This is a genomic window from Ehrlichia japonica, from assembly GCF_000632845.1.
GTDB lineage: Bacteria > Pseudomonadota > Alphaproteobacteria > Rickettsiales > Anaplasmataceae > Ehrlichia > Ehrlichia japonica.
Genome location: NZ_CP007474.1, coordinates 1,087,129 through 1,110,212, shown reverse-complemented (window position 1 = coordinate 1,110,212; position 23,084 = coordinate 1,087,129). Strand labels below are relative to the sequence as shown.

Below are 23,084 nucleotides of genomic sequence, written 5' to 3'. Positions count from 1 at the left end.
TGATGTGTGTGACATTTATTAAAATGCACAAGAAGACTATGGAGGTTTTTGATTATTTTGTTATAGGAAATCTTATGTGGATACAGTAATTATGTGTATAAGGCGTGAAATATATTTCTACTGTGTTTAATTGATATTATTTGTAGAATATTTTATGTATAAGTATCATCTTCTAAAAAAATTATTTAGATTTATATTTAATAGAAATTGTTATTGCTTGAAAGTGCAAATATATTTTATGGTATATTAAATATTGTTGTGGGTTATTGTATTGTTTGCTACATGAAAAAACTTAAAATGTTCTCTATATTTTATAAAATTTTGTTGTGTGAGATCGATATCTGTCAACCATACCTGGCATTTTATGTCTCTTATAGTTTCTAGTAATTTTTCTTGATGATGTGCGTCTAAATGGGACATTACGTCATCTAGTAATAATATTGGATATTCTTCAATATTTTGTTTTGCTAAGACAGAAGATAAAATTAATGATAATAATAGAATTTTTTGTTCTCCGGTTGAACAATGATTGGCTATTAAGTTTTTTTCTAAATGAAATATTTGAAAATTATCATTATGGACTCCGAAATTTACTAAATTACTTAATGAATCTTTAGTTCTATTTTTTTTTAAATGTTCTTTGTATAGTTCAACAGAATTTTCTTGATCCAATAAATCAGATACTTGGCTTTGGATTTTTATAATTGCTTTAAAAAAAGCATGGGATCTACTGTTTTGGGATAAGATATTTTGTAATATTCGTAAAACATTGAATCTTATGCGTGCAATATTCATTCCATTATCTGCAATGATACTTTCTAAACTGGATAACCAAAAATTATCTATGGAGTTGTTATGCAACAACTTGCTGCGTTCTTGTTTTGCTTTGTTGTATTTTATAATGTATGTAGCGTATTTTGTATCGAAGATATGTGCTATTCTGTCGAAAAATCTTAATCTTTCACTTTGTGATTTTAAAAAAATATGATCTAATTGTGGTATCAACCATATGACACTTGTAATTTTATGCAATGTGATGTAGCTTTGGTTCTTATTACTGATTAGAATAGTGCGTTTATTATTATTTCGTGAAATTGCAATTGGATAGATACCATTTTGTGTATGAATTTGGTACGAAATGCTCCATGGAGAGTGAGATGCACTGTTTTGCATACTTTCTGTGTTAACTCCCCTGATACCAGTACCTTTTGATAGTAGAGAAATTGCTTCTAATATATTTGTTTTTCCTACACCATTTTTTCCAAGTAATACGACTGACTTACTAGAGGTATCTAACTCAAGGTTTAAGTAGTTACGAAAATTTACTAGCCGCAAATTGTGTATGTAAGATTTTTCTACAGATGACATCTAATAATATTCCTTTTTTTACTTAGAATGGAAATTTTATACTTATATCAATTTTTTCTGCAAGGACTACTCATTTGTTATATATAAATTGTTATGTTAAATACTATAGAAAATTTCATATTAGTTTTTAATGTGTAAAGCTGTATTGGTTGAATATTTATTGTCTTATAGTTTATAAAGTTAGATATTTATGAGGGTATAGTTCTGTAATTGATTTTATTCATGAATCAAAATCTTCTTATATAATAATGAATCCCATATGTTTTTATAAGGAAGCGGAAAATAGTTTATCATGTAAGATTTGTGACCTATTTGCGATATTATTTGACTTTAGGTATAGTGTTAATCTGTTACTTCTGAAGAAGTTGTCATACTGCAAGAGATTTATTTTATTATTTTAAAAACTTCTGTTTTAATTGTATGAACTTAACTTAAAGTATGTAACAACATAGGCTTATGTTATAACAGGTTTAAGCACCATAACATAATTGCTTTTTGAATATGTAATCTGTTTTCTGCCTCGTCAAATATATATGAATTTGGTCCGTCTATTATTTCAGATGTTACTTCTTCTTCTCTGTGTGCAGGTAAACAATGCAAAAACATATAGTTGGGTTTAGCTTTTTTGAGAAGATTAGCATTAACTTGGTATTCAAAGAATTCAGTTTTGATTTTATTTTCAAAGCCCATTGAAACCCAAGAGTCTGTAGTAATGATGTCTGCATCTGAAATGATGTTATAAGGATTTTTATCGTATGTAATATTGTTGCCTTTCTTTTTTGCCCACTTGAGTAGTAAGTCAAGATTTTTTGAGTATTCTAAAGTTGAAATGTTTAATCTGAAGTTTAATATTGCTGCAGCATGTATCCAAGATACTAGCATGTTGTTGAAGTCTCCAATCCAACTTACTGTAGAATTTTCTATAGGGCCCATTTTTTCTTCGTAAGTCATAATGTCAGCTAAAACTTGGCATGGGTGACTATGTTGTGTAAGACTGTTAATTATTGGAACTGTGCTGTGCTTATCTAATTCAAGTAGAGAATTATGTTCTAGTATTCTTATTACTATTAAATCAACATATCTTGATAGAACTTTAGCTGTATCATAAATGGATTCACCTCTTGCTAATTGAGTGTCTTTTTCATTAAGAACAATAGCATTTCCACCTAATTGATTGACTCCAACTTCAAATGATATTCTTGTACGTGTTGATGGCTGAAGGAATATTAAAGCTACATTTTTATCTAGTAGATGCTTTCTATATGGGTTAGGATTTTTTTTAATTGTAGAGCCGTAATTTAAGATTGTTCTTAGCTCTTCTTTCGTATGTAAATTAAGATCTGTAAAAGAATAAGTACTTGATTTATTCATGACATTTTATAACCTAACTCTAGAATTTAACTCTTACTATTGATGTAAAAAACAATATGACTACTAAAATTATTAGTAAGACTAATAAGATGTAATTTTTGCTTTTTTTATTATTTGACGTCTTCACTGGAAAATGCCTTCTTATGTAAACGAGATAATAAGGAAAACGGCATTTCAACATAAAATATATTTTATGTCAATAGTTTTTGCTTGTGCATACTTGGTACTTTATATTTACTACTGCCCATTGATTTTAAATTTGTTATATAAAATGCTTATATATACACAAGCTTGAATTTAATGTATGTTTAGTAAAGAATTCCCTGACCTAAAAGATTTGGATTATTGTGTTGATGAAAAATACTCCTTGAGTGAATGCCATAAATCTTTGAGAAAACTAGATTGTTGTGGAGTATTTGGTTTATATATTATTTCTGCTTCATCAGATTCTACTTTTTTAAGATTAATTAAATCCATATTACTTAAAGTAGCATCACTATTCTGTACTTGTGAGTCTAATGTTGCAGCTTGAGTGATGTTATTAGTATCAAGGCTTTCAGATTTCTGTACTTGTGAATCTAATGTTGCAGCTTGAGTGATGTTATTAGTATCAAGGCTTTCAGATTTATTCTTATTTGTAGTGTTTGTCTTCCGAGTTCTAGTTTTCGTTTTTTGTGTTGTGTCAGTGTTTTTTGTGCTTATCATATTTAGTATACCAATAATTGTACTTACTAAAAATATTAATGTGATTTTATTAAATAATAGATAATTTATGTTATCGAAAAAACTTTTTCTAGTTAATTTTGTGGTGTTTATATGTAAACATGGTTTTTGTAGTATGTTGTTCTATATTGATGATATAACGGATTTTATGTCTATATGATTGATTGTTATTGTGTAAAATTCTACTATACTTTGAGTTTAGCAAAAGCTGCATGAGTTTTATAATCCGTTTGATTATGGAATTGTGTGTACTAATAAAATTGTAAAGTGTAGAATTTGTAGATTTTATATAGCATGTTTAAATAATGCGTGTTTTTACAATTATAGATGCTTATGGATTACTCTTCAGAGCATACTATGCTTTACCAAATCTTAGAACATCTTATGGATTGCCTATTGGTGGAGTTTATGGTTTTATAAATATTTTTTTAAAGTATATAGAAAAACATGAAACTGATTATTTAGTTGTTGTATTTGATACTGGTAGTAAGAATTTTCGTCATGATATATATCCAGAATATAAAAGCAATCGTCCTAAGCTTCCTGATGACTTAATATCGCAATTTTCATTGTTAAGAGAAACCGTCAGTGCTTTTAACATAGCTTCTGAAGAAGTGGTGGGGTATGAAGCGGATGATGTCATAGCGACTTTGGGTAAAAAATATTGCAAATTACAAGATATTAAAGTGACAGTTGTAACATCGGATAAAGATTTATTACAACTTCTAAAATACGGTATTTATATATTTGATCCGATGAAAAATAAATACATTGAGGAAGAGGATGTACGAAGTAAATTTGGCATATCATCAAGTCAGTTGTTGGATTTCTTATCTTTGACAGGGGATGCATCAGATAATATACCTGGGGTTCCAGGTATTGGAGTCAAAACAGCAGCGAGGCTGCTTAATGATTTTAAGTCATTAGATGATTTGTTATTACGTGCACATGAAATTAAAACAAATAGGTGTCGTGAATCAATAGTTCAGTATAGTAGTCAGGCGATATTATCTCGTAAATTGGTAACTTTGTATGATAAGATAGATATATGTGAGGATATAGAAAAATATGTTTTTCAGGTTTCTAAGATACAGGAATTAATGGAATTTTTCAAGAAATATGAATTGCATTCTTTAGAAAGCAAAGTTAATAAGATTTTAAAAACAAGCACATCATCTACTAACCAAAATTCTAATGATAGTAGTGATACTATGGTTAATAACAAGGTTATACACTACTCTGCTGAGTCATTTAAAGTATTTGTTGAAAACTGTAAAAGTGAAGGAATAATGGCGTTACATATAGAAGTAACCGATAATGCTATTGATAGCATTTCTTTATCCTATAGGAAAGACGTTTTGCTCCATATTGATAAAGATCATATAGATAATGCATTAGGGCTTATTAAATCAGTACTTAGTTTAAATTATGTGTTAAAAGTAATATATGATGTAAAGACATTGTTGAAAATTATTCCTGATGTGAATATTATAGCTTTTGATGATATTATGATAATGTCATATGTTTTAAATCCAAGTGCACATAATCATTCATTACGAAATCTAGTTAGTTATAATGTTAAGCAAGATGTTACTAACATAGAAGCTACAACTTTATTGTTGTTGCATAAGCTACTTAAGAAGGAGCTATTTGCAAATCAATTGTATACTATCTATGAAAGGATTGAGAAACCGTTGATTCATGTGTTAGATAGCATGGAAAAGACGGGTATATTGATTGATATTGATATTTTAAAAACATTGTCATCTACTTTTTCAAAAAACATCAATATGCTAGAAAATGAAATATATAGACTTTCAGGAACAGAATTTAATATTGCATCTTCAAAACAGTTGGGAAGTATCTTATTTGATAAGATGGGTATAAAGAAAGGTAAAAGATTAAGTTCAGGTAGTTATAGTACAGATGCTGAAGTTTTAAATGATCTTGTATTTAATGAAATTGAAATAGCGGATAAAGTATTAAAATGGCGTCATTTTACAAAGTTAAAAGGTACTTATACTGATGCTTTGGGGAAGCAGATAGATAGTAATAGTGGGAGAATACATACTTTTTACTCTATGATATCAACTGCTACTGGTAGGTTGAGTTCAAGCAATCCAAATTTACAGAATATTCCAATTAGGAGTGAGGAAGGTAGTGCTATAAGAAGAGCGTTTGTTGCAAAAAGAGGATACAAGCTAATTTCTGCTGATTATTCACAAATAGAACTGCGAATAATAGCACATATAGCCAATGTACAGGCATTTAAAGATGCATTTTCTTTAGATCAAGATATACATTCAATAACAGCAAGACAGATATTTGGGACCCAAAATTTAGATAAAAACTTAAGAAGAAAGGCAAAATCAATAAATTTTGGTATCATTTATGGTATGAGTGCATTTGGTCTAGCTAAACAGCTTGGTATTTCTAAGTCCGAAGCAAGTGCATATATTGATAACTATTTTAAGTCATATCCGGAAATTCAATCTTATATGGATAATATTAAGATTTATGCAAAAACTCATGGTTATACTAGGACTATTTTTGGTAGAAAATGTTTTGTAAAAGATATTAATAGCAGTAATATTACGGCGAGAAATTTCTCTGAAAGGGCAGCTATTAATGCTCCTTTGCAAGGGACATCAGCTGATATAATAAAGATGTCAATGATTCACTTGTTTGATAGAATTACAAATGGTTCACTTATACTTCAAGTGCATGATGAATTGCTATTTGAAGTTTTAGAAGAATATGTAGATTACACAGTAGAAGTCATAACAGAAGTAATGGAAGGTGTGATTAAATTGTCAGTACCATTAAAAATTGATGTCTCTGTAGGAGATAATTGGGCTGATCTAGTTCCATATAGTAAAAAGTAGTTTTTAGTTCATAACTGATATTGACGCTAGTTATGGTTAGAACAGTGCCATTGAAGTTGATTAGTATTGATTTAAATACTATATAGTAAAAATAGGTTTAATATAATTGTGATAATACTGTATTTTGTTAGCTTAAAAAATGTGATGTTATTACTAAGATAATGGTGATATAAAATAACTTGATATTCTAGTGTCATGAATTAAAGTTATGTTGCTGTAATTTTCGTAAATTATAGATTAAGAGTATTTATTTGCATGGATTGTATTGAAGAGTGAGTTAAAAATATTTAGTCACTAATTTTATAAGAAGCTTGCTTTAAAAAACATTTTTAGCTTAGATTATTAGGATAGTAATTATAGGTGAATTGTGTGTGTAATTTTACTGAATTTGATGTAATTTCTTTATAGTATATGTAATCTTAATTCCATCAAGAAAGATCAAAAATACTTGTTGTTTTTCTACATGCTTGAAAATTATGTGAAATTCAATAGACTGTAAACTGTATGTTTCATTATCAAAATTCACGTGTTAACAAAAAAGAATAATTTTAGTAAAACAAAAATTATAGAAGTATCTAGTTCTATACTATCAGCAGATTTTGCTAATTTAGGTAAATCAGTAGAGATGCTGGCAGATGCAAGTGTAGATTATATCCACATAGATGTGATGGATGGTAATTTTGTACCTAATATTACTATAGGGCCTGTTGTTATTTCTGCAATAAGAAAGTATACAACTATTCCGTTTGATGTGCATCTCATGATTAATTCTCCTAGTAATTATATAGAAGCTTTTGTTGATGCGGGAGCAGATATGATTACTGTTCATGCGGAGTCTGATATACACTTAGATCGTGTAATAAGGAAGGTTAAATCTTATAAAAGAAGTGCTGGGTTATCTCTTGTTCCAACGTCTCACTATAATATTTTAGAGTATATTATTTTTGAACTTGATCTTGTGTTGATTATGACGGTAAATCCTGGTTTTGGGGGACAGCAATTTATTGCATCTCAGTTAGATAAAATTTCATGTGTTCGTGACATGATAGAGAAGTATTCATTAAAAACTAAAATAGCTGTAGATGGTGGTATTAATATTGGGAATGCTAAAAGTGTAGTCGAAGCTGGTGCAGATATTTTAGTTGTTGGGTCTGCAATTTTTAAGGCAGGTAATATGTTAGATTATATACAGCAACTTAAGTCTTGTTTATAGGTTTTCTATATTTGAAACGTTAATATTTTCTTATGTTTATTTTTTTAATTAGATTATAGATTTTCCCATATTATTTTTATTGTAATTGGTAAGATATGTGTTTAGGTCTGATACTGTATAGTCTTTTATGTTTATATTCTATTATTATCTTGAAAAATCAGAATATACAGGTAATATCTGATAATATAATATTGCACTAAATAAGCTAAAACAGATATATTATACCATATAATATGTGAGTAACTTTATAGAATCTTAAATTTTTTATATTAATGTATTATATGATCTAGTGAGCCTCATATAAATCACTAGAGTGATTTAAGCTATGAGTATAGATATTTAGTGTTGTAATATTTATTTCAAATGTTTGTGGTTTGTAAAATTATAGTTTTATAAAAACAGGTTTTTTGTTACACTGATTTGCTTAAGGAGTTTATCTAATATATTAATTAATTAGATATATCTCATTTCAATAAGGTTTAATATAATTTTGTGCTTAATTTACAGCTGAAGGTTTTGTTGTGACTAATAAAGTAAGTTGTGTGGTATGAAGTTTGTTTATGTTGCTACTTGAAAAGATGTGGTGTATTGTCATGCAGTTTTTACGTTTATATTTAATGCCAGTTTGGTTATTGCAAACTATTGGCAGGTACGTAATTGGTGTAATTTTTAATATAGGACATTCTTTTGTTTTTTTTGTAAGGTTTGTATATAATTGTTTTGTGCCTCCTTATTACTATGGGGTTATATTAAAACAATTTATAGAGATATTCTTTTTCTCACTACCCATAGTTGGTATTACTGCAATATTTACTGGTGCAGTGTTAATTTTACAGAATTTTCTAATAATACGTAATGATGTTTCAAGTGATTTTGTTTCTGGAGTAGTAGTTGTTGCTATTGTAAGGGAATTAGGGCCAGTATTGATTGGTCTTATTATTGCAGGACGTGTAGGAGCAGCTATTGCTGCTGAAATAGGTACTATGCGTATTACTGAGCAAATAGATGCTTTGTTTACATTAGATACTCATCCATTTAAATATTTGATTGTTCCTCGTATTGTTTCTGCGATGATTGCTATGCCTATATTGATTGTATGTGCTGATTTAATTGGTGCTTACGGTGGATATATTATTGGCTCATATCAGTTGGGATATACTTCTGAAATGTATATAAGGGGAGTGATGAAGTTTTTGCATGTTCGAGATATTACTTTAGGTTTAGTTAAAGCAACAGTGTTTGGTTTTATAATATCCTTTATGGGGTGTTATAGCGGTTATTATTGTAGTGGTGGAGCTAGAGGTGTTGGATTGGCCACTACTTATGTTGTTGTTGTCTCATCCATGTTTATCATCTTATTCAATTATATTATTACTGTATTTTATTCATAGTAGTTGATTTTATGAATTATATTTCTTTATCTGATTTACATATAGATTTTCATGGACATCAAGTACTGAAAGGAATAAGTCTTGATATTGCATATGGGGAGTCATTAGTTATTGTTGGGGAATCAGGTAGTGGAAAGTCTGTATTAGCAAAAACAATATTAGGTTTGATAACTCCTACTTCTGGTAGGGTAATTGTTAGCGGTGTTGATATTAGACATAATAAAAGCTTGATTAAAAATTTTGGGGTTTTATTTCAAAATTGTGCGTTATTTGATAGTTTAACGGTATGTGAAAATATTGCTTTTAACTTACATTATAGATTTAATCGTGATAAACGGTTGTCAAGGGAAATTGCTGCTTCTGGATTGAATTTGGTAGGATTGAGTACTGATGTACTGGATAGATATCCTATTGAGTTATCTGGCGGCATGAAAAAGAGAATAGCATTGGCTAGAGCTATTGTTAGTGAACCTAAAATTATGATCCTTGATGAACCGACTTCAGGGTTGGATCCAATAATGTCTGATGTTGTGAATGAAATCATAATAAGATGTCATAAAGAATTTAATTTAACAGTTATTACTATTACTCATGATATTAGTAGTGCTTTTAAGATTGCGAGTAAAATAGCTGTGTTATATAACGGGAAAATTATTGCATGTGAATCTGCTCAGAATATAAAGAACATAGATAATCAGTATGTCAAAGATTTCATATGTCGAAATTAATGAATTGATACTTTTGATTTTTGAATACAATGAGTGAGTTCTATATTAGAAGGTATTAGTATGTTCATTGTTCGTAAAATAGCTATAACGAAATATACTCGGCCTATCTTATTTAGTGAAATATTAGCATATGATATGTCGTTTTTAAAAACGCTAGAATCTTTAGAAGCTGAGGATGTGCTGTTGTTGAAAGATGAGGTTGGTTCAGTATTCTATTATTTAATCATGTCATTGTATGATGTATCTGAAATTCAAAGTGATTCTAGTAATGCTATAAAAGAGCGACTTAAAGCAGTGCTGCTAGAGGCAGTTAGGCAATCTAGTGTAGATGAAGATCAAACTGTAGATTTGCAAGCTACTGAAGTGAAAGAAATGTCTAATAAGCTGAGACGTGCGTATAAGTCTGTTTCTGGTAAAGTATGCAAGACTTTATTAAATGTGCTTGATAATGAAACTTCCCAAGAAGAAACAGATCTGGAGGTTGTACAGCAAAATAAAATAAAGCTCAGAACAGAGATGTTCAAGTCTGTAATACACGCTGTGGAGATAGTAGCTGATAAAATTAATACAGCTGTTGCAGAGCAGAGGATTTCTGCGCAGCAGGTTTCTGAATTTTTATCTTGGTCAAATGGGTTTGGTGATGCTAGCCTTCCTGGGGATATGATGAGTGCTTTGGTTAGATTGTATTTTCTAACCGGTGAGTCTGAGTGTGCGGACTTATCATATTTACTAGTAAAAACACTTTTAATGAGTTTCTCTCAATATAAGCTTGATGCTCGAGGTAGGAATGCTGTGCATTATGCTGTAAATATGTGCAATCAAAAAAAGCAAGAAAGTTTTTTGTGTGAAATAATACAATTATTAGTCTATGAAAGAGTTGAAATGGTTAGTGAACCAGATAATTATGGTAATAATCCAATGCATTATGCAGCATGTGCCCCATATATGAATTATGTGGTTATACGATACTTTGCGAAAAATGCACCCTTGATATTGACACAACAAAATTCTCATGGAGATACTCCATTACATGTTCTCTCATATATGTATTTTATAAGTTTTGCAAAGGTGCTTTCATATTATAACATACTACATAAGAAAGATTTAGATAGGAATCTGAAACCGATTGTAACCAATGAAATGGCTATTGCTGAAATGTCAAATAGGATTAAAATATCCTTAAAAAATAACCAAGCATTAGTGAAAGAAATTGAAGCTTACATGACTGAATGTATAAAGTCTTATCGATTATTGCTAACTATGGTGTCTTTTGAGCAGTTGTGTGATGTCAAAAATAATTTAGGGCATACTGTGTATGATATAATGAATGCTAATATGACAAACATATGTAGTAGAGACCTTGAAGCTTTATTGCAAAATTTTTCTCAAGTGAGTAGTAGATTACCCATATATGATTCTAGAATCGATTCACAACATGCCCTATGTGTAAATTTCTGTTTTTCAGATGAGTATAAAGTTGTTGGTCACAGTAAATATGGTCACGTATTATATTCGCTTATAAAACGTATGTATGACTTAATGTATTCTAAATTTACTGAACTGTCTGATGCTAGAGAGCTCTATATGAGCGTTAAGAATGAGCGTGATGATTTTAAACTTTTGTTTTTACTTGTCTTTATGGTATTTTTATCATTGTGTGCGCTAAATATTGTTTTAGGATTCAAGACCAAGCCTGTTTTCGGGTTTGAGCAAAGTTTATATAGGACTGTGTTAGTCTCAGTGGTATCTATTGTGTTTTTTGCAGTTGTTAGTTTGTGTTGTTTTCTGTATGTTCAACATGTGAGTCGTATCGATAATGAGGTGATGAATCAAAAGGAACAAATTATGAAAAATATATTGTTATCACATTTAGATATTGAAGAAATAGATGTTGTTAAGAAAATGATGTAAATTTAAAATAGTTATATTATCAGCCTTACTTGTCTTTAAATCCTCAATCTATTTGAATATAACTGCAAAATATTTGGCTAATTTAATATCCTCTATGTAGAATACAATCTAGTAGTTTGTTTAGATGCATTTTATAGTTTGACTCTGCAAAAATATTCAAACATGATTTTGCCTGATTTACATAAATTGTTGCAATATCTATTGATTTTTCAATCGCATTATGAGATTTAATATAGGATATAGCTTGTTCTAAGTTTGCATTTACAGATATTTGATCCCAGAATTTTTTTTCTTTTGATGTTGCATTTTGATATGCAATAATAACAGGCAAGGTAGTTTTGCCTGTAAAAAGATCATTTCCTAGTTTTTTACCGAATTGTTCTTCTGAGGCTGTATAATCTAAAATATCGTCCATGATTTGAAAGGAAATACCGAAGTTGTTTCCAAAACTTTTTAGCGCTTCTTTTTCCTTATTGGTTACTTGGGCTAGATTTGCAGCGGATTCACATGTTGCTCCAAATAAAGAGGCTGTTTTTGCAGAAATGATTTCTATGTATTTTTCCTTAGAAATGTTTATATTGTGACTAGATATCATTTGTTGTACTTCTCCAACTATAATAGTATTAGATGTTTGAGATAGTATAGATAATATATTCAGATTCTTACACTCTATAAGCCATTGAAAAGATACAGCAAGTAAGAAGTCTCCTACTAGGATACTTGCTTTGTTTCCCCATATAAAATTGGATGTTTTTGTTCCTCTTCTTATCTCACTTTCATCGATAACGTCATCATGTAACAATGTAGCATTGTGTATGAATTCAATAGCTGCTGCAATTAGTATTTTATTTGCATTATTACAATTTAGCATCTTACATATGATGAAAAAAATTATAGGACGTATCCTTTTGCCTCCGGATTTAATTAAGTGATGTATAATTTCTGTAATTAAAGCAATGTGTTTATCATTTTGGTGTGAAATTAGAAATTCCATTTCGTCTAAGTCTTGTTGGACTAGTGACTTTAATTGTAGAAATATATTGTTAAAGTTGTTTATCATGTTTAATAGGTCTCCAAATTTTTATAACTGCATGTATTGAGTTAGTATGTTACATTGGGGCTTGAATATATATTATGGAGCGGTGAATACAAATAAAGACCTTCTATAATAACCTAATGATTTATTCATTGCATTTCCCCCCATTCTGAAATTTGGTATATAAACATGATGGCTCACTAACCGTACAACAAATACAACGTTGATTTGTTTAAGAGTTGTAATAATTTATAAATTCAATGGGATGTGGATGTAACTTTAGATCTTTTACTTCTAGCATTTTAAGGTTTATATATGAATCAATTTGATCATTAGTAAATACGCCTCCTACTAACAGAAATTCTCTATTATTATCTAAACATTCTAATGCTTCTTCGAGAGAGCTGGCTACAGAGGTTAATTGTTGTAGCTCTGTTTTATCTAGTGAGTATAAATTCTTATCTATTGCTGGCCCGGGATGAACTTTATTTTGTATACCATACAATCCAGCCATTAACTGTGCAGAAAAACACAGGTATGGATTTGCAAGCGGATCGGGAAAGCGTACTTCTATCCTTTTAGCATTAGTATCACTTTTTGATGCGTATGGTATGCGGATAGCAGAGGATCTATTTTCATATGAGTAAGCCAACCAAGTTGGTGCTTCAAAATGTGGTACTAACCTTTTATAACTGTTTGTTGAAGGATTTGCAAATGCATTGATAGCTTTGCCATATTTAATAATCCCACCTATATAATATAAGCAGGTTTCTGATATGCTGCCATCAGGATTGACAAAAAGGTTAACATTATCTTTCCATAAGGACTGGTGACAATGCATACCGCTCCCATTGTCCTGTATTACTGGTTTTGGCATAAAGGTTGTAGTTTTACCATAAGACGATGCAACTCCATGCACTATATACTTACACTTTTGCACGTTGTCTGCGCTAGATAGTAATTCATCATGCTGGAATCCAACCTCACACTGTGATGCAGCGACTTCATGGTGATGTATTAAGGGTATGATACCTACTTCTTTGAACATTGTTAACATTTCTGAGCGAATGTCATGTAATGAATCAATAGGAGGAGTAGGCATGTAACCACCTCTAGCCTTTGGACGGTGACTGTTAGAAAGTTCTTTCTTTTGGAATGGAGTATCGTGTTCTGCAGAATCTATCTTAAAGTAAGAATTATACATTCCTGTGTGAAATTGTACACTGTCAAATATAAAAAATTCTACTTCTGGTCCAAAATAACACTTATCAGCAATGCCTGTAGATAACATATATTTAGATGCTTTTTGTGCTGTATATCGTGGGTCTTTAGAATATTGGGATTGGTTATATGGATCTACTATATAGCATATTATGACTAATGTTGATTGGGCAGAAAATGGATCAATAAAGGCTGTACTTACATCCGGTAATAATATCATATCTGATTTTTCTATTGACTGCCATCCAGGAATCGATGAACTATCGAAATTAATTCCTGCTGACAACACTTGTGCGTCTGTAGTCTCTGCACTGCGTGTTATGTGGTGCCATTTGCCATTGGAACCTGTAAACCTTAAGTCAATAAAATTTATTGCATTTTTTTTTATGTAGTCTAAGGTATCCTCTATAGAAAGGAACATAATAAAATTACCCAGCTTAAAAACAGTTAGGATATCAAGTTTTTTATTGTTTTGCAATATGCATAATTTATAATTTATAGTTTATCAGAGAATTAATTTGTTCTGCTTGTATATTTAGTTGAATTGTATTGATATTCTATTAAGAAAAACCTTTACTTAATTTTAGGAAAATGCTTCAATATACATTGTAGATACTTAATATATCTTTAGTTGAGATCCCGTAGCTCAGTTCGGTAGAGCGTCTGACTTTTAATCAGTAGGTCGCGCGTTCGATTCGCGCCGGGATCACTGGTTTTTTAATAATCTGTTTCTAAAATGAAGTTCAAGTCTCAGTTCTTAAGCTTTTTATATTCTCGAGGGTATTTTAATCAATGTACTAACGTTAGTGCCTTGGATCAATTAATGGGCCAACAATGTATACGTGCGTATATAGGATTTGATTGCACTGCTAAAAGTTTACATGTTGGTAGTTTGGTGCAGATTATGGTTTTAAGGCACCTTCAGAGGTTTGGTCATAAACCGATAATATTGTTAGGAGATGGGACAACTAAAATAGGTGATCCTTCTGGTAAGGATAAGTCACGAATAATGCTGTCTGCTAATGAGATTGAGGAAAATACGTTAGGTATTTGTGAAGTATTAAAGAAGTTTATTGTATTTGGCGATGGAACACACGATGCGTTGTTAGTACGTAATGCTGAATGGTTAGATGATTTAAATTATATAGAGTTTTTAAGAGATATAGGTAAACATTTTTCCGTAAACAACATGTTGACTTTTGATAGTGTAAGATTGCGTTTGGAAAGAGAACAAAATCTTAGCTTTTTAGAATTTAATTACATGTTGTTACAGTCATATGATTTTGTAGAGTTAAATCGACGTCATAATTGTTTACTACAAATAGGTGGCTCTGATCAATGGGGTAATATTGTTAATGGTGTGGAATTGGGCAGGAAGTTAAGATTACCAGAACTTTTTGGCCTTACTACTAATTTAGTACTTACAAGCTCAGGTGAAAAAATGGGTAAGACTGCACAAGGTGCAGTGTGGTTGGATGGTAATATGTATAATCCCGTTGATTATTGGCAATATTTTCGTAATGTTAAGGATGAAGATGTAGGTCGTTTTTTAAGGTTATTTACAGACTTATCTCTTGATGAAATAAAAGAGTTGGAGCTTTTACAAGGACATGAGATTAATGAGGCAAAGAAAATATTGGCTACTGAAGCTACTAAAATCTGTTACGGAGAGCAAATTGCTCAAAGTATTGCTAATGATGCACTTAAAGTTTTTGAGCATAATGATGATTCAGGTTTATCAGCTTTTTATGTGAGTAGGTGTGATATAGAGTTAGGACTACCTATAATAAAATTACTTCAAATATCTGGGATGGAAAAAAGTAGTAGTAGTGCTAGAAGATTGATTAATGGTAAAGGATGTAAAATTAATGATGTGGTTTTGCTAGATATGAATTACAAGTTATCTTTAAAGGACTTTTGCAATACATACTATGTTAAATTGAGTTGTGGTAAGAAGCGTCATTTAAAGATAATGTTAGAGGAATGATTTTTGATTAGGTTTTATATTAAAGCACAGGGTAAAAGGAATTATGATAAATTATGAAGAAATCTTTTTTAACCGAATTAAGCATATAAAAGATGAAGGTCGATATAGGGAATTTACTGGATTTTCACGTATTCCTGGTCAATTTCCTTATGCTATTGAATGTAGTGTAAATAATGTAGTTACTCTGTGGTGTAGCAATGATTATTTAGGTATGGGACAAAATGAACATATGATTCTTGCTATCAAGAATTATGGCAGTAGTGTAGGTGCTGGAGGTACAAGGAATATTTCTGGAACTACAAAAGAAATTATTGAACTTGAAGAGTCATTAGCAGATTTACATAAGAAACCAGCTGCTCTAACTTTTGTATGTGGTTATGTTGCAAATCAGACTACTATTAGTACATTGCTTTCTGTGATTCCAGATATTGTGGTTTTTTCAGATGAAAAAAATCATTCTTCTATGATAGAGGGGATCAGAGTCAGTAATAGAGCAAAATATATATTCAGGCACAATGATGTTGGTCATCTTGAAGATTTTTTGAAATCTGTTGATATATCTGTGCCTAAAATTATAATATTTGAATCTTTATATTCTATGGATGGAGATGTAGCTCCGATTTCGAAGATTTGTGATTTAGCCGATAAATATAATGCAATAACTTATTTAGATGAAGTGCATGCAGTTGGCATGTATGGAAGCCGTGGTGGAGGTATATCAGAGCAGGAAAACATATCTGATAGGATTACAATCATTCAAGGAACGCTTTCCAAAGCTTTTGGGGTTATGGGAGGATATATTGCTGGATCAAAAAATTTAGTGGATGTTATTAGAAGTTTTGCTCCTGGCTTTATTTTTACTACAGCATTATCCCCGCTTATTGCATCATCTGCTAGAATAAGTGTTGAACATTTAAAAAATAGTTCTATTGAGAGAGAAAAGCAACGTGAAGTTGTTAGTAAAGTAAAGGAGTCTTTTTCTAAGGCTGGGATTAATTTTGTTAAAACAGATACACATATCATTCCTATTATTATAGGTGATTCAATGGCTTGTAAGAATATTTCACAGGTATTGCTTAAGGAGTATAAGATATATATACAATCTATCAATTATCCTACTGTGCCTGTAGGTACGGAAAGATTAAGAATTACTCCAACACCTTGTCATACGGACGAGATGATAGGTGAATTAACTCAAGCTTTAGTTAGTGTTTTGCGAAGATTTAAAATAATGGATTAATCAAAGCAAGTTAAAGTTCTTGCCAAGCATGTGGAATATGTATCAATCCTTTTGAAAGTGAAAGAAAATATAAATCAAATCTTATATTGTATTCTTCAAATTTTGTATGGTACGTAATAAAGTGTTTTGCTACTCTGATAATAGATCTTTGTTGCTTGTTGGTGATAGGAATCTCTGATCTAAATATACTGGTTTTAACTTCTATAAAAACTAAGTGTTTGTTCTTAAGAGCAATTATATCTATTTCTCCTAGCACGCATTTGTACCTGTGTTTTATAACGTGATATCTTTTGCACTTTAAAAACCAAATTACTACTATTTCTCCTAAATATCCTACAATGTTGTAAATGAAATGCTTATAATTCTTAGTGTAAAACACTGTGTAATGATGAAATGATGAATAAACCAATATACCAAGTTTCTTATGTAGAAGAAACGTTTTTGTGTTTGTTATATTTATGTAAACTTATAAAGTGAATTTGCATCTATGTTTTATAATATGATATCTTTTACACTTTAAACACCAGATTACTACATTTCTCCCAAGTATCTCGCAATGTTAAAAATGAACGGTCTGTAGTTCTTATTGAGAAGAGTATATAATGGAAGTATTGGTAAAGTTACTATACAAAATTTTTTTAATGTAGGAAAAAATAATAATTATATATTTTTAGTGTTTATTGCATTATAGGAAAGTGTTTTTTCTTGAATAAGCATTAGAAATCACATAGGCTTAGTAAGTTAATTTATAGTTTTGAGTAGTGGTTTTTCTTAGTGGTACAAATATAAATTTTTCTAAGTATAGGATATATGCTGTATCTTGTAGTGGTGTCCTCATGCTTGTTTCAATATTGCTTGTTTTATTGAAAGGTATATACTTTGGTACAGACTTTGCAGGTGGTATAATAATCGAACTTCGTGCGAATCAAATAGATACTAAAAATGTTAATCTAAAACTACAGGAAAATGGTTTTATAGGTTTCTCTGTTCAAGGTTTTAAAAATAATGATAAAGAATTAATGATTCGTTTTAAGAGTGAAAAAAATTCGAATCAATTGCATGCTATTGAAAAGATAAAAGGTGTATTAGAAGAAATACTAGGTGAAGTAACTTATTTAAAAATAGATTATGTTGGGCCACAAGTTGGGTATAAGCAGATTTTTGAAGGGTTATGCGCAATAATACTTTCATTGTTAGGAATGTTTTTATATTTGTGGTTAAGGTTTCAGTGGAGGTTTGCATTAGGTGGTGTTTTAGCTCTAATACATGATGTTGTTTTAACATTGGGGTTAATTAGCTTATGTAATATTGAGTTTAATCTTTCTTCGACTGCGGCAATCTTAACAGTTATTGGTTATTCGGTTAATGATTCAGTAGTAATATATGATAGAATTAGAGAATTACTTAAGAAGAAAATACAAAAAAAGCTACCTGATATCATTAATATGAGTATTAACGCTACTTTATCAAGAACAATATTGACGTCTGGTACCACTATGTTAGCATCTATCCCTTTAATGTTATTATGTCAGGGTACAGTTAGAGAATTGAGTATAATTGTGTTTTTTGGTATAGCGGTTGGAACATATTCATCAGTATTTATAGCGACAACATCTTTATCTAATAATATTAACAAAGCTTAGAGGATTATAAGTGCTGTTTTATAGATAGCAACAATCTTTATCTAATAATATTAGCAAAGTTTAGAGGATTGTAAGTGCTGTTTATAGGTAGCCACAACTTCTTTATCTAATAATATTAACAAAGCTTAGAGGATTATAAGTGCTGTTTATAGATAGCAACAATCTTTATCTAATAATATTAGCAAAGTTTAGAGGATTGTAAGTGCTGTTTATAGGTAGCCACAACTTCTTTATCTAATATTATTAACAAAGCTTTTGAATATTTTGTTAAAATTTTTCCTCCGATTAGTAATCGTAGTGTTTTGCTAGTGTAGTAATGGATAGGCTTATTGTATATAAGATTTTTAATTTTTTTATGACAATAAAACTTTCAATGCATAATTCCAACAATAAGTTGTATTTTATCAAGCAATAATTTAAGTGTTATTTTATGTTTTGAGGCAATATTTTAAAGAAAAGATCCTCAAAGAGAATTTGTGGTGGGGTTTCAATAATAGAATTTGTTACAATCAAATTTTACAAAGAATTTCTTATATTAGAAATTGGAGGCCAGGACCGGAATCGAACCGATGTAAAAGGATTTGCAGTCCTCTGCATGAACCATTCTGCCACCTAGCCTAACTGTTATAAATTTTTACTATTTTTCCTATCATTGATATAGCATTACTTTTTGATCTTTGGAAGGAATTACGTCCTATAATCGATCCATCTCCTCCACCTAATTTTATTGACTGTATTTCTTTAAATAATTCTTCATCAGTTTTTGTTTCTCCACCCGAAAAGACAACTAACCTCCTTCCTGCAAAGCAGGATAATTTTATATATTCTATCCTTTTTTCTAAAGATGAAATATCATAAGGTATAGGATCTCGTTCTATATGATTTGTTGGTAACTTGACTTTTATGATATTTGCTCCAAGTGATGCTGCAATATGTGCAGCATATGCTACTATATCTATTGCTGTTTCTCCTTGTTTTGAAATATCATTTCCTCGTGGATATGACCATATTACAACTGCTAACCCTGCTGCTTTTGCTTCTGCAATAAGGTCTCTTGTTTCTCGAATCATAGAAAAGAAATTATGAGAACCTGGGTAAATAGTTATTCCTATAGCTGAACATCCTAATTTTAACGCATCCTTTATAGAAGAAGTTACCACTTGATCCAGATTATTTCTTGGAGAAAGCAGTGTAGAGCTATTTAGTTTAAGTATAAGAGGTATAAGACCAGCATAAGTAGATGCTCCTGCTTCAAGCATACCAAGTGGAGCTGCATATGCGCTAAACCCACTTTCAATGGCTAATTTAAAATGGTAATGTGGATCATAAGATTGAGGATTTTGTGAGAAGCTCTTGGTTGGTCCATGCTCCATTCCTTGGTCGACGGGTAATATTAACAACTTCCCGCTACCAGCTACCTTACCATGTAACAACATTCTTACCAGGTTTGCTTTTACCCCTGGATTCTCGCTTTCGTAAAACCCCAAAATATCTTGAATACGATTACTGGCTAGCACAAAGTTTCTATACGTTAAACAAATATAATAATATTAGCAAGTTTTTTGTCTACTACAAGAAATAAAATGTGTTTGCATTAGTTTAACTTATATATTGATGACGGAAGGTATTCATAAGTAGCTTGTATAGATGATAATTGATAGATAGATTATTAATGTATACCATGGGGGTGTATTGTATAAGTTGTGTCAGATTTGATATAATTTTACTAGTTTAACTTAGGTCTATTCGGAACAATTGGAAATAATGTGCTTTAAGTATAAATTATTTATCCCTATTGCTTAGAATAAATGGTGCCTATAATGGGATTGACAATACATGCCTAATACTGTAATGGTGTATAAAAGATTTTTTTGATGTTAAATAATGCCAATAGAAGTATTGATGCCTGCTCTTTCTCCAACTATGAAAAGTGGGACTATAAGAAAGTGGTATAAGTCAGAAGGGGATGTAGTCAAATCAGGTGATATAATAGCTGATATAGAAACTGATAAAGCTGTTATGGAATTTGAGTACACAGATGAAGATGGTATAATGGGCAAAGTTTTCTTTGAAGAAGGAAGCAAGAATATAGAAGTGAACCAATTAATAGCATTAATTGCTGTAGATGAACAAGATTTAGTCGGAATTCATTCATATAAGAGAAGTGATGATATCCCTAAAGATGAATCGGTTACATCACAGGTTAGTCAACAGGTTGTAAATACTGAAATGTTAAATAGCCCTTCTGATTCATGTAAAAGAATTAAAATTAGTCCTTTAGCCAAAAAGATTGCTTCCGACCTATGTGTTGATATCAATTTAGTAAAAGGAACGGGTCCTTATGGAAGAATTGTAAAAGCTGATATACTAGATGTTGTAAATCAAAAAGGTAATGTTTCTAATTCTTCTGTAGAGAGTTCTTTTACTGAAATTAGTAGCATGCGTAGGGTAATAGCAGAACGTTTAGTATATTCTAAACAAACGATTCCTCATTTTTATGTTTCGATAGATTGTTTGGTAGATGATCTATTAAAGCTAAGATTAGAAATTAATGCTGAAAATCCTGATAGTAAAGTTACAGTAAATGATTTCATTATTAAAGCTGTTGCTATGAGTATTAAGAAATTTCCTGAAATTAATGTATCTTGGTCTGATGATGAAATAGTTGTATTTCATAGTGTTGATATTTCAGTTGCTGTATCTATTGATAATGGACTTATTACCCCAATTGTTTTCAATGCAGATAAAAAATCTTTGTTAGAAATATCAAGTGAAGTTAAAGTATTAGCTAGTAAAGCTAAGTCTGGCAAATTAAAACCAGAAGAGTTCCAAGGTGGAGGTTTTACTGTTTCTAATCTTGGTATGTTTGGTATTAAAGAGTTTTATGCAATTGTTAATCCTCCACAATCCTGTATAATGTCTGTTGGATGTTCTGAAAAGAAAGCGATAGTTATTGATGACCAAGTATGTATTTCAAATGTTATGACAATAACATTATCTGTAGATCATAGAGTGATTGATGGTGTGCTAGCAGCAAGATTTTTAAATTGCTTTAAGTCTTATTTAGAGAAGCCGTTTTTAATGTTGATATAGACAATTTTAAGCCTTACATTACTCTCATTGGGTTGTTTTTGTATTTATATTGAAATAGTTGTATATCTATCTTAGCTTTTTCATATGCTTAATCTACATTTCCTTTAGTTGTTAAACTGTTTGAACAAATAATATTTATCTGACTGTGTTTTTGTTGCGTATCAATTCACTGTTTGATATGTGTTATCTAGGTAACTTTGAGAAAAAGAAATGGTGTAAATATATAATAAGGTTGGATTATGTATATTTATTCTTAGCTAGGTTTCTTTTAAGATTTGTGAGGTTTATTTATGAAACTTCTGGAGAATTAGCTATCTTGAATAAGGAAATATTACCACTATGTTTAGAGTGTATTGTTTTAATTATATTTGTTAAAAGTAATTTTTTGCTTTTTCATATAGTTAGAAAGTTAGGATAATGTGTTGTATTGTTTTATTAGGTAATTCTCTTACGTGAATGGGTAGTAATAAAACTACTATATTGTTTAAAAGAATCAGTAAATTATGATATACCCTAAAGTAACTAACCTAGCCTATCTTTTCTGGCTATTAATAAGGTGTATTTCTGATACTTCCTATAAGTGGTGCTGTTATTTCTGTAGTGACGTTAATGAATGATGATGAAACTACAAAAGCTGTATCGAAGTCATCTGCTAAATCTAGTAAAAAGAGAAAATCGAAGAGTAAGAGAATCAGTGATGAGTTGGAGCAACAGTTGACACAGCGGCTCTCTAATTTAGAGCTTGAACTTCTATGCTAAAGAGTGTTATAGTAACGGAAGAAACAGGCTTGTGTGCTATAACAAAGAAGAGACCAGGATTAGATCTGGTCCTGTATCAGGAAATCTAATAGCATTGTCCAATAGGTCTTCTAGAAGAAGTCACGAAAAATTAAGAGACACTAAGAAAGATCCTCTTTTTAATGTGTCAAAAAGTTGTATTCAAACTGAAAAATTTCTTGTGTTGTAAGTCATGAGGAGGCTGTTAATCAATCACAAAATTTGGAAAGTAAGTATTAAAAGAAGGCGCAAAGCCAAAGATTCGTGGTGATCAAGCCTCAGGAAAACCTTTAAGTAGGAATGTTGGGAAGGATAGTATTTATGGACTTAAGTAGTGCTAGTTCTATGGCGTCAGTGAATTGTACTGGCAAGTTAAAGTAAAGACACTGGGTTCAAAGGAAAAAAGCTCTAATGAGCAGAATGGAAAAACAAGCTGCTTAAAAGGTGAGGGAGTTACTACAAAATCAAAATAAGACTACAGAAATCTCTAAGGGCAG

General features: G+C 30.5%; 18 protein-coding genes and 2 tRNA genes. 12 read left to right on the top strand and 8 right to left on the bottom strand.

The window, feature by feature from the left end; translation table 11 throughout:
* Positions 1 to 246: 246 nt before the first annotated feature.
* From recF to EHF_RS04320, 3 genes are all read right to left on the bottom strand, one after another.
* Positions 247 to 1,368: a DNA replication/repair protein RecF gene (recF, locus tag EHF_RS04330; protein ID WP_044195633.1), complete on the bottom strand. Its 1,122-nt coding sequence runs from the start codon at positions 1,366 to 1,368 to the stop codon at positions 247 to 249.
* 459 nt (positions 1,369 to 1,827) lie between these two features.
* Positions 1,828 to 2,739, bottom strand: a complete 912-nt coding sequence (argF, locus tag EHF_RS04325; protein ID WP_044195630.1) for an ornithine carbamoyltransferase — start codon at positions 2,737 to 2,739, stop codon at positions 1,828 to 1,830.
* A gap of 342 nt (positions 2,740 to 3,081) precedes the next feature.
* A complete protein-coding gene (locus EHF_RS04320; RefSeq protein ID WP_052349286.1) occupies positions 3,082 to 3,444 on the bottom strand; it encodes a hypothetical protein in 363 nt (120 codons plus the stop codon).
* A gap of 323 nt (positions 3,445 to 3,767) precedes the next feature.
* Between EHF_RS04320 and polA the strand changes: the two genes are divergently transcribed.
* From polA to EHF_RS04295, 5 genes are all read left to right on the top strand, one after another.
* Positions 3,768 to 6,347: a DNA polymerase I gene (gene polA / locus EHF_RS04315; RefSeq protein WP_044195628.1), complete on the top strand. Its 2,580-nt coding sequence runs from the start codon at positions 3,768 to 3,770 to the stop codon at positions 6,345 to 6,347.
* Positions 6,348 to 6,873: 526 nt separating this feature from the next.
* Positions 6,874 to 7,560 (top strand): ribulose-phosphate 3-epimerase, encoded by a 687-nt coding sequence (rpe, locus tag EHF_RS04310; RefSeq protein WP_232228941.1) that lies wholly within the window; start codon positions 6,874 to 6,876, stop codon positions 7,558 to 7,560.
* 593 nt (positions 7,561 to 8,153) lie between these two features.
* The gene (locus EHF_RS04305; RefSeq protein WP_044195947.1) at positions 8,154 to 8,951 is read left to right on the top strand and encodes an MlaE family ABC transporter permease; all 798 of its coding nucleotides are present in this window, start codon (positions 8,154 to 8,156) and stop codon (positions 8,949 to 8,951) included.
* Positions 8,952 to 8,962: 11 nt separating this feature from the next.
* The gene (locus tag EHF_RS04300) at positions 8,963 to 9,679 is read left to right on the top strand and encodes an ATP-binding cassette domain-containing protein (protein WP_044195626.1); all 717 of its coding nucleotides are present in this window, start codon (positions 8,963 to 8,965) and stop codon (positions 9,677 to 9,679) included.
* Positions 9,680 to 9,739: 60 nt separating this feature from the next.
* Positions 9,740 to 11,590 carry an ankyrin repeat domain-containing protein gene (locus tag EHF_RS04295; RefSeq protein WP_044195623.1) on the top strand — a complete coding sequence of 617 codons (1,851 nt, stop codon included), beginning with the start codon at positions 9,740 to 9,742 and terminating at the stop codon, positions 11,588 to 11,590.
* An 82-nt stretch (positions 11,591 to 11,672) separates the two neighbouring features.
* Here EHF_RS04295 and EHF_RS04290 read toward each other — a convergent pair whose 3' ends face one another.
* Complete coding sequence (locus tag EHF_RS04290; protein ID WP_044195621.1) at positions 11,673 to 12,650, bottom strand: polyprenyl synthetase family protein; 978 nt, start codon at positions 12,648 to 12,650, stop codon at positions 11,673 to 11,675.
* Between the two features lie 208 nt (positions 12,651 to 12,858).
* Complete coding sequence (gene glnA / locus EHF_RS04285) at positions 12,859 to 14,268, bottom strand: type I glutamate--ammonia ligase (protein WP_044195618.1); 1,410 nt, start codon at positions 14,266 to 14,268, stop codon at positions 12,859 to 12,861.
* A gap of 214 nt (positions 14,269 to 14,482) precedes the next feature.
* Between glnA and EHF_RS04280 the strand changes: the two genes are divergently transcribed.
* From EHF_RS04280 to hemA, 3 genes are all read left to right on the top strand, one after another.
* Positions 14,483 to 14,556, top strand: a tRNA-Lys gene (locus EHF_RS04280).
* Between the two features lie 27 nt (positions 14,557 to 14,583).
* Positions 14,584 to 15,834, top strand: a complete 1,251-nt coding sequence (gene tyrS, locus EHF_RS04275) for a tyrosine--tRNA ligase (protein WP_044195616.1) — start codon at positions 14,584 to 14,586, stop codon at positions 15,832 to 15,834.
* 43 nt (positions 15,835 to 15,877) lie between these two features.
* The gene (gene hemA / locus EHF_RS04270; protein ID WP_044195612.1) at positions 15,878 to 17,074 is read left to right on the top strand and encodes a 5-aminolevulinate synthase; all 1,197 of its coding nucleotides are present in this window, start codon (positions 15,878 to 15,880) and stop codon (positions 17,072 to 17,074) included.
* Positions 17,075 to 17,084: 10 nt separating this feature from the next.
* On the opposite strand, the gene EHF_RS04265 is transcribed toward hemA, so the two are convergent.
* Entirely contained in the window at positions 17,085 to 17,453 is a 369-nt protein-coding gene (locus tag EHF_RS04265) for a YraN family protein (protein WP_044195609.1), read from the bottom strand.
* 382 nt (positions 17,454 to 17,835) lie between these two features.
* Here EHF_RS04265 and secF point away from each other — a divergent pair, with 382 nt between their 5' ends.
* The gene (gene secF, locus EHF_RS04260) at positions 17,836 to 18,717 is read left to right on the top strand and encodes a protein translocase subunit SecF (RefSeq protein WP_044195608.1); all 882 of its coding nucleotides are present in this window, start codon (positions 17,836 to 17,838) and stop codon (positions 18,715 to 18,717) included.
* 543 nt (positions 18,718 to 19,260) lie between these two features.
* Here secF and EHF_RS04255 read toward each other — a convergent pair.
* A tRNA-Cys gene (locus EHF_RS04255) sits at positions 19,261 to 19,335 on the bottom strand.
* The gene (locus EHF_RS04250) at positions 19,335 to 20,234 is read right to left on the bottom strand and encodes a class I fructose-bisphosphate aldolase (RefSeq protein ID WP_044195607.1); all 900 of its coding nucleotides are present in this window, start codon (positions 20,232 to 20,234) and stop codon (positions 19,335 to 19,337) included. Before EHF_RS04250 ends, EHF_RS04255 begins: the two co-directional genes overlap by 1 nt.
* A gap of 367 nt (positions 20,235 to 20,601) precedes the next feature.
* Here EHF_RS04250 and EHF_RS04245 point away from each other — a divergent pair, with 367 nt between their 5' ends.
* From EHF_RS04245 to EHF_RS04785, 3 genes are all read left to right on the top strand, one after another.
* Positions 20,602 to 21,810, top strand: a complete 1,209-nt coding sequence (locus tag EHF_RS04245) for a pyruvate dehydrogenase complex dihydrolipoamide acetyltransferase (protein WP_044195605.1) — start codon at positions 20,602 to 20,604, stop codon at positions 21,808 to 21,810.
* 609 nt (positions 21,811 to 22,419) lie between these two features.
* A complete protein-coding gene (locus tag EHF_RS04790) occupies positions 22,420 to 22,569 on the top strand; it encodes a hypothetical protein (protein WP_156928275.1) in 150 nt (49 codons plus the stop codon).
* A 31-nt stretch (positions 22,570 to 22,600) separates the two neighbouring features.
* Positions 22,601 to 22,777 (top strand): hypothetical protein, encoded by a 177-nt coding sequence (locus tag EHF_RS04785; RefSeq protein WP_156928274.1) that lies wholly within the window; start codon positions 22,601 to 22,603, stop codon positions 22,775 to 22,777.
* The last annotated feature ends 307 nt before the right edge of the window (positions 22,778 to 23,084 follow it).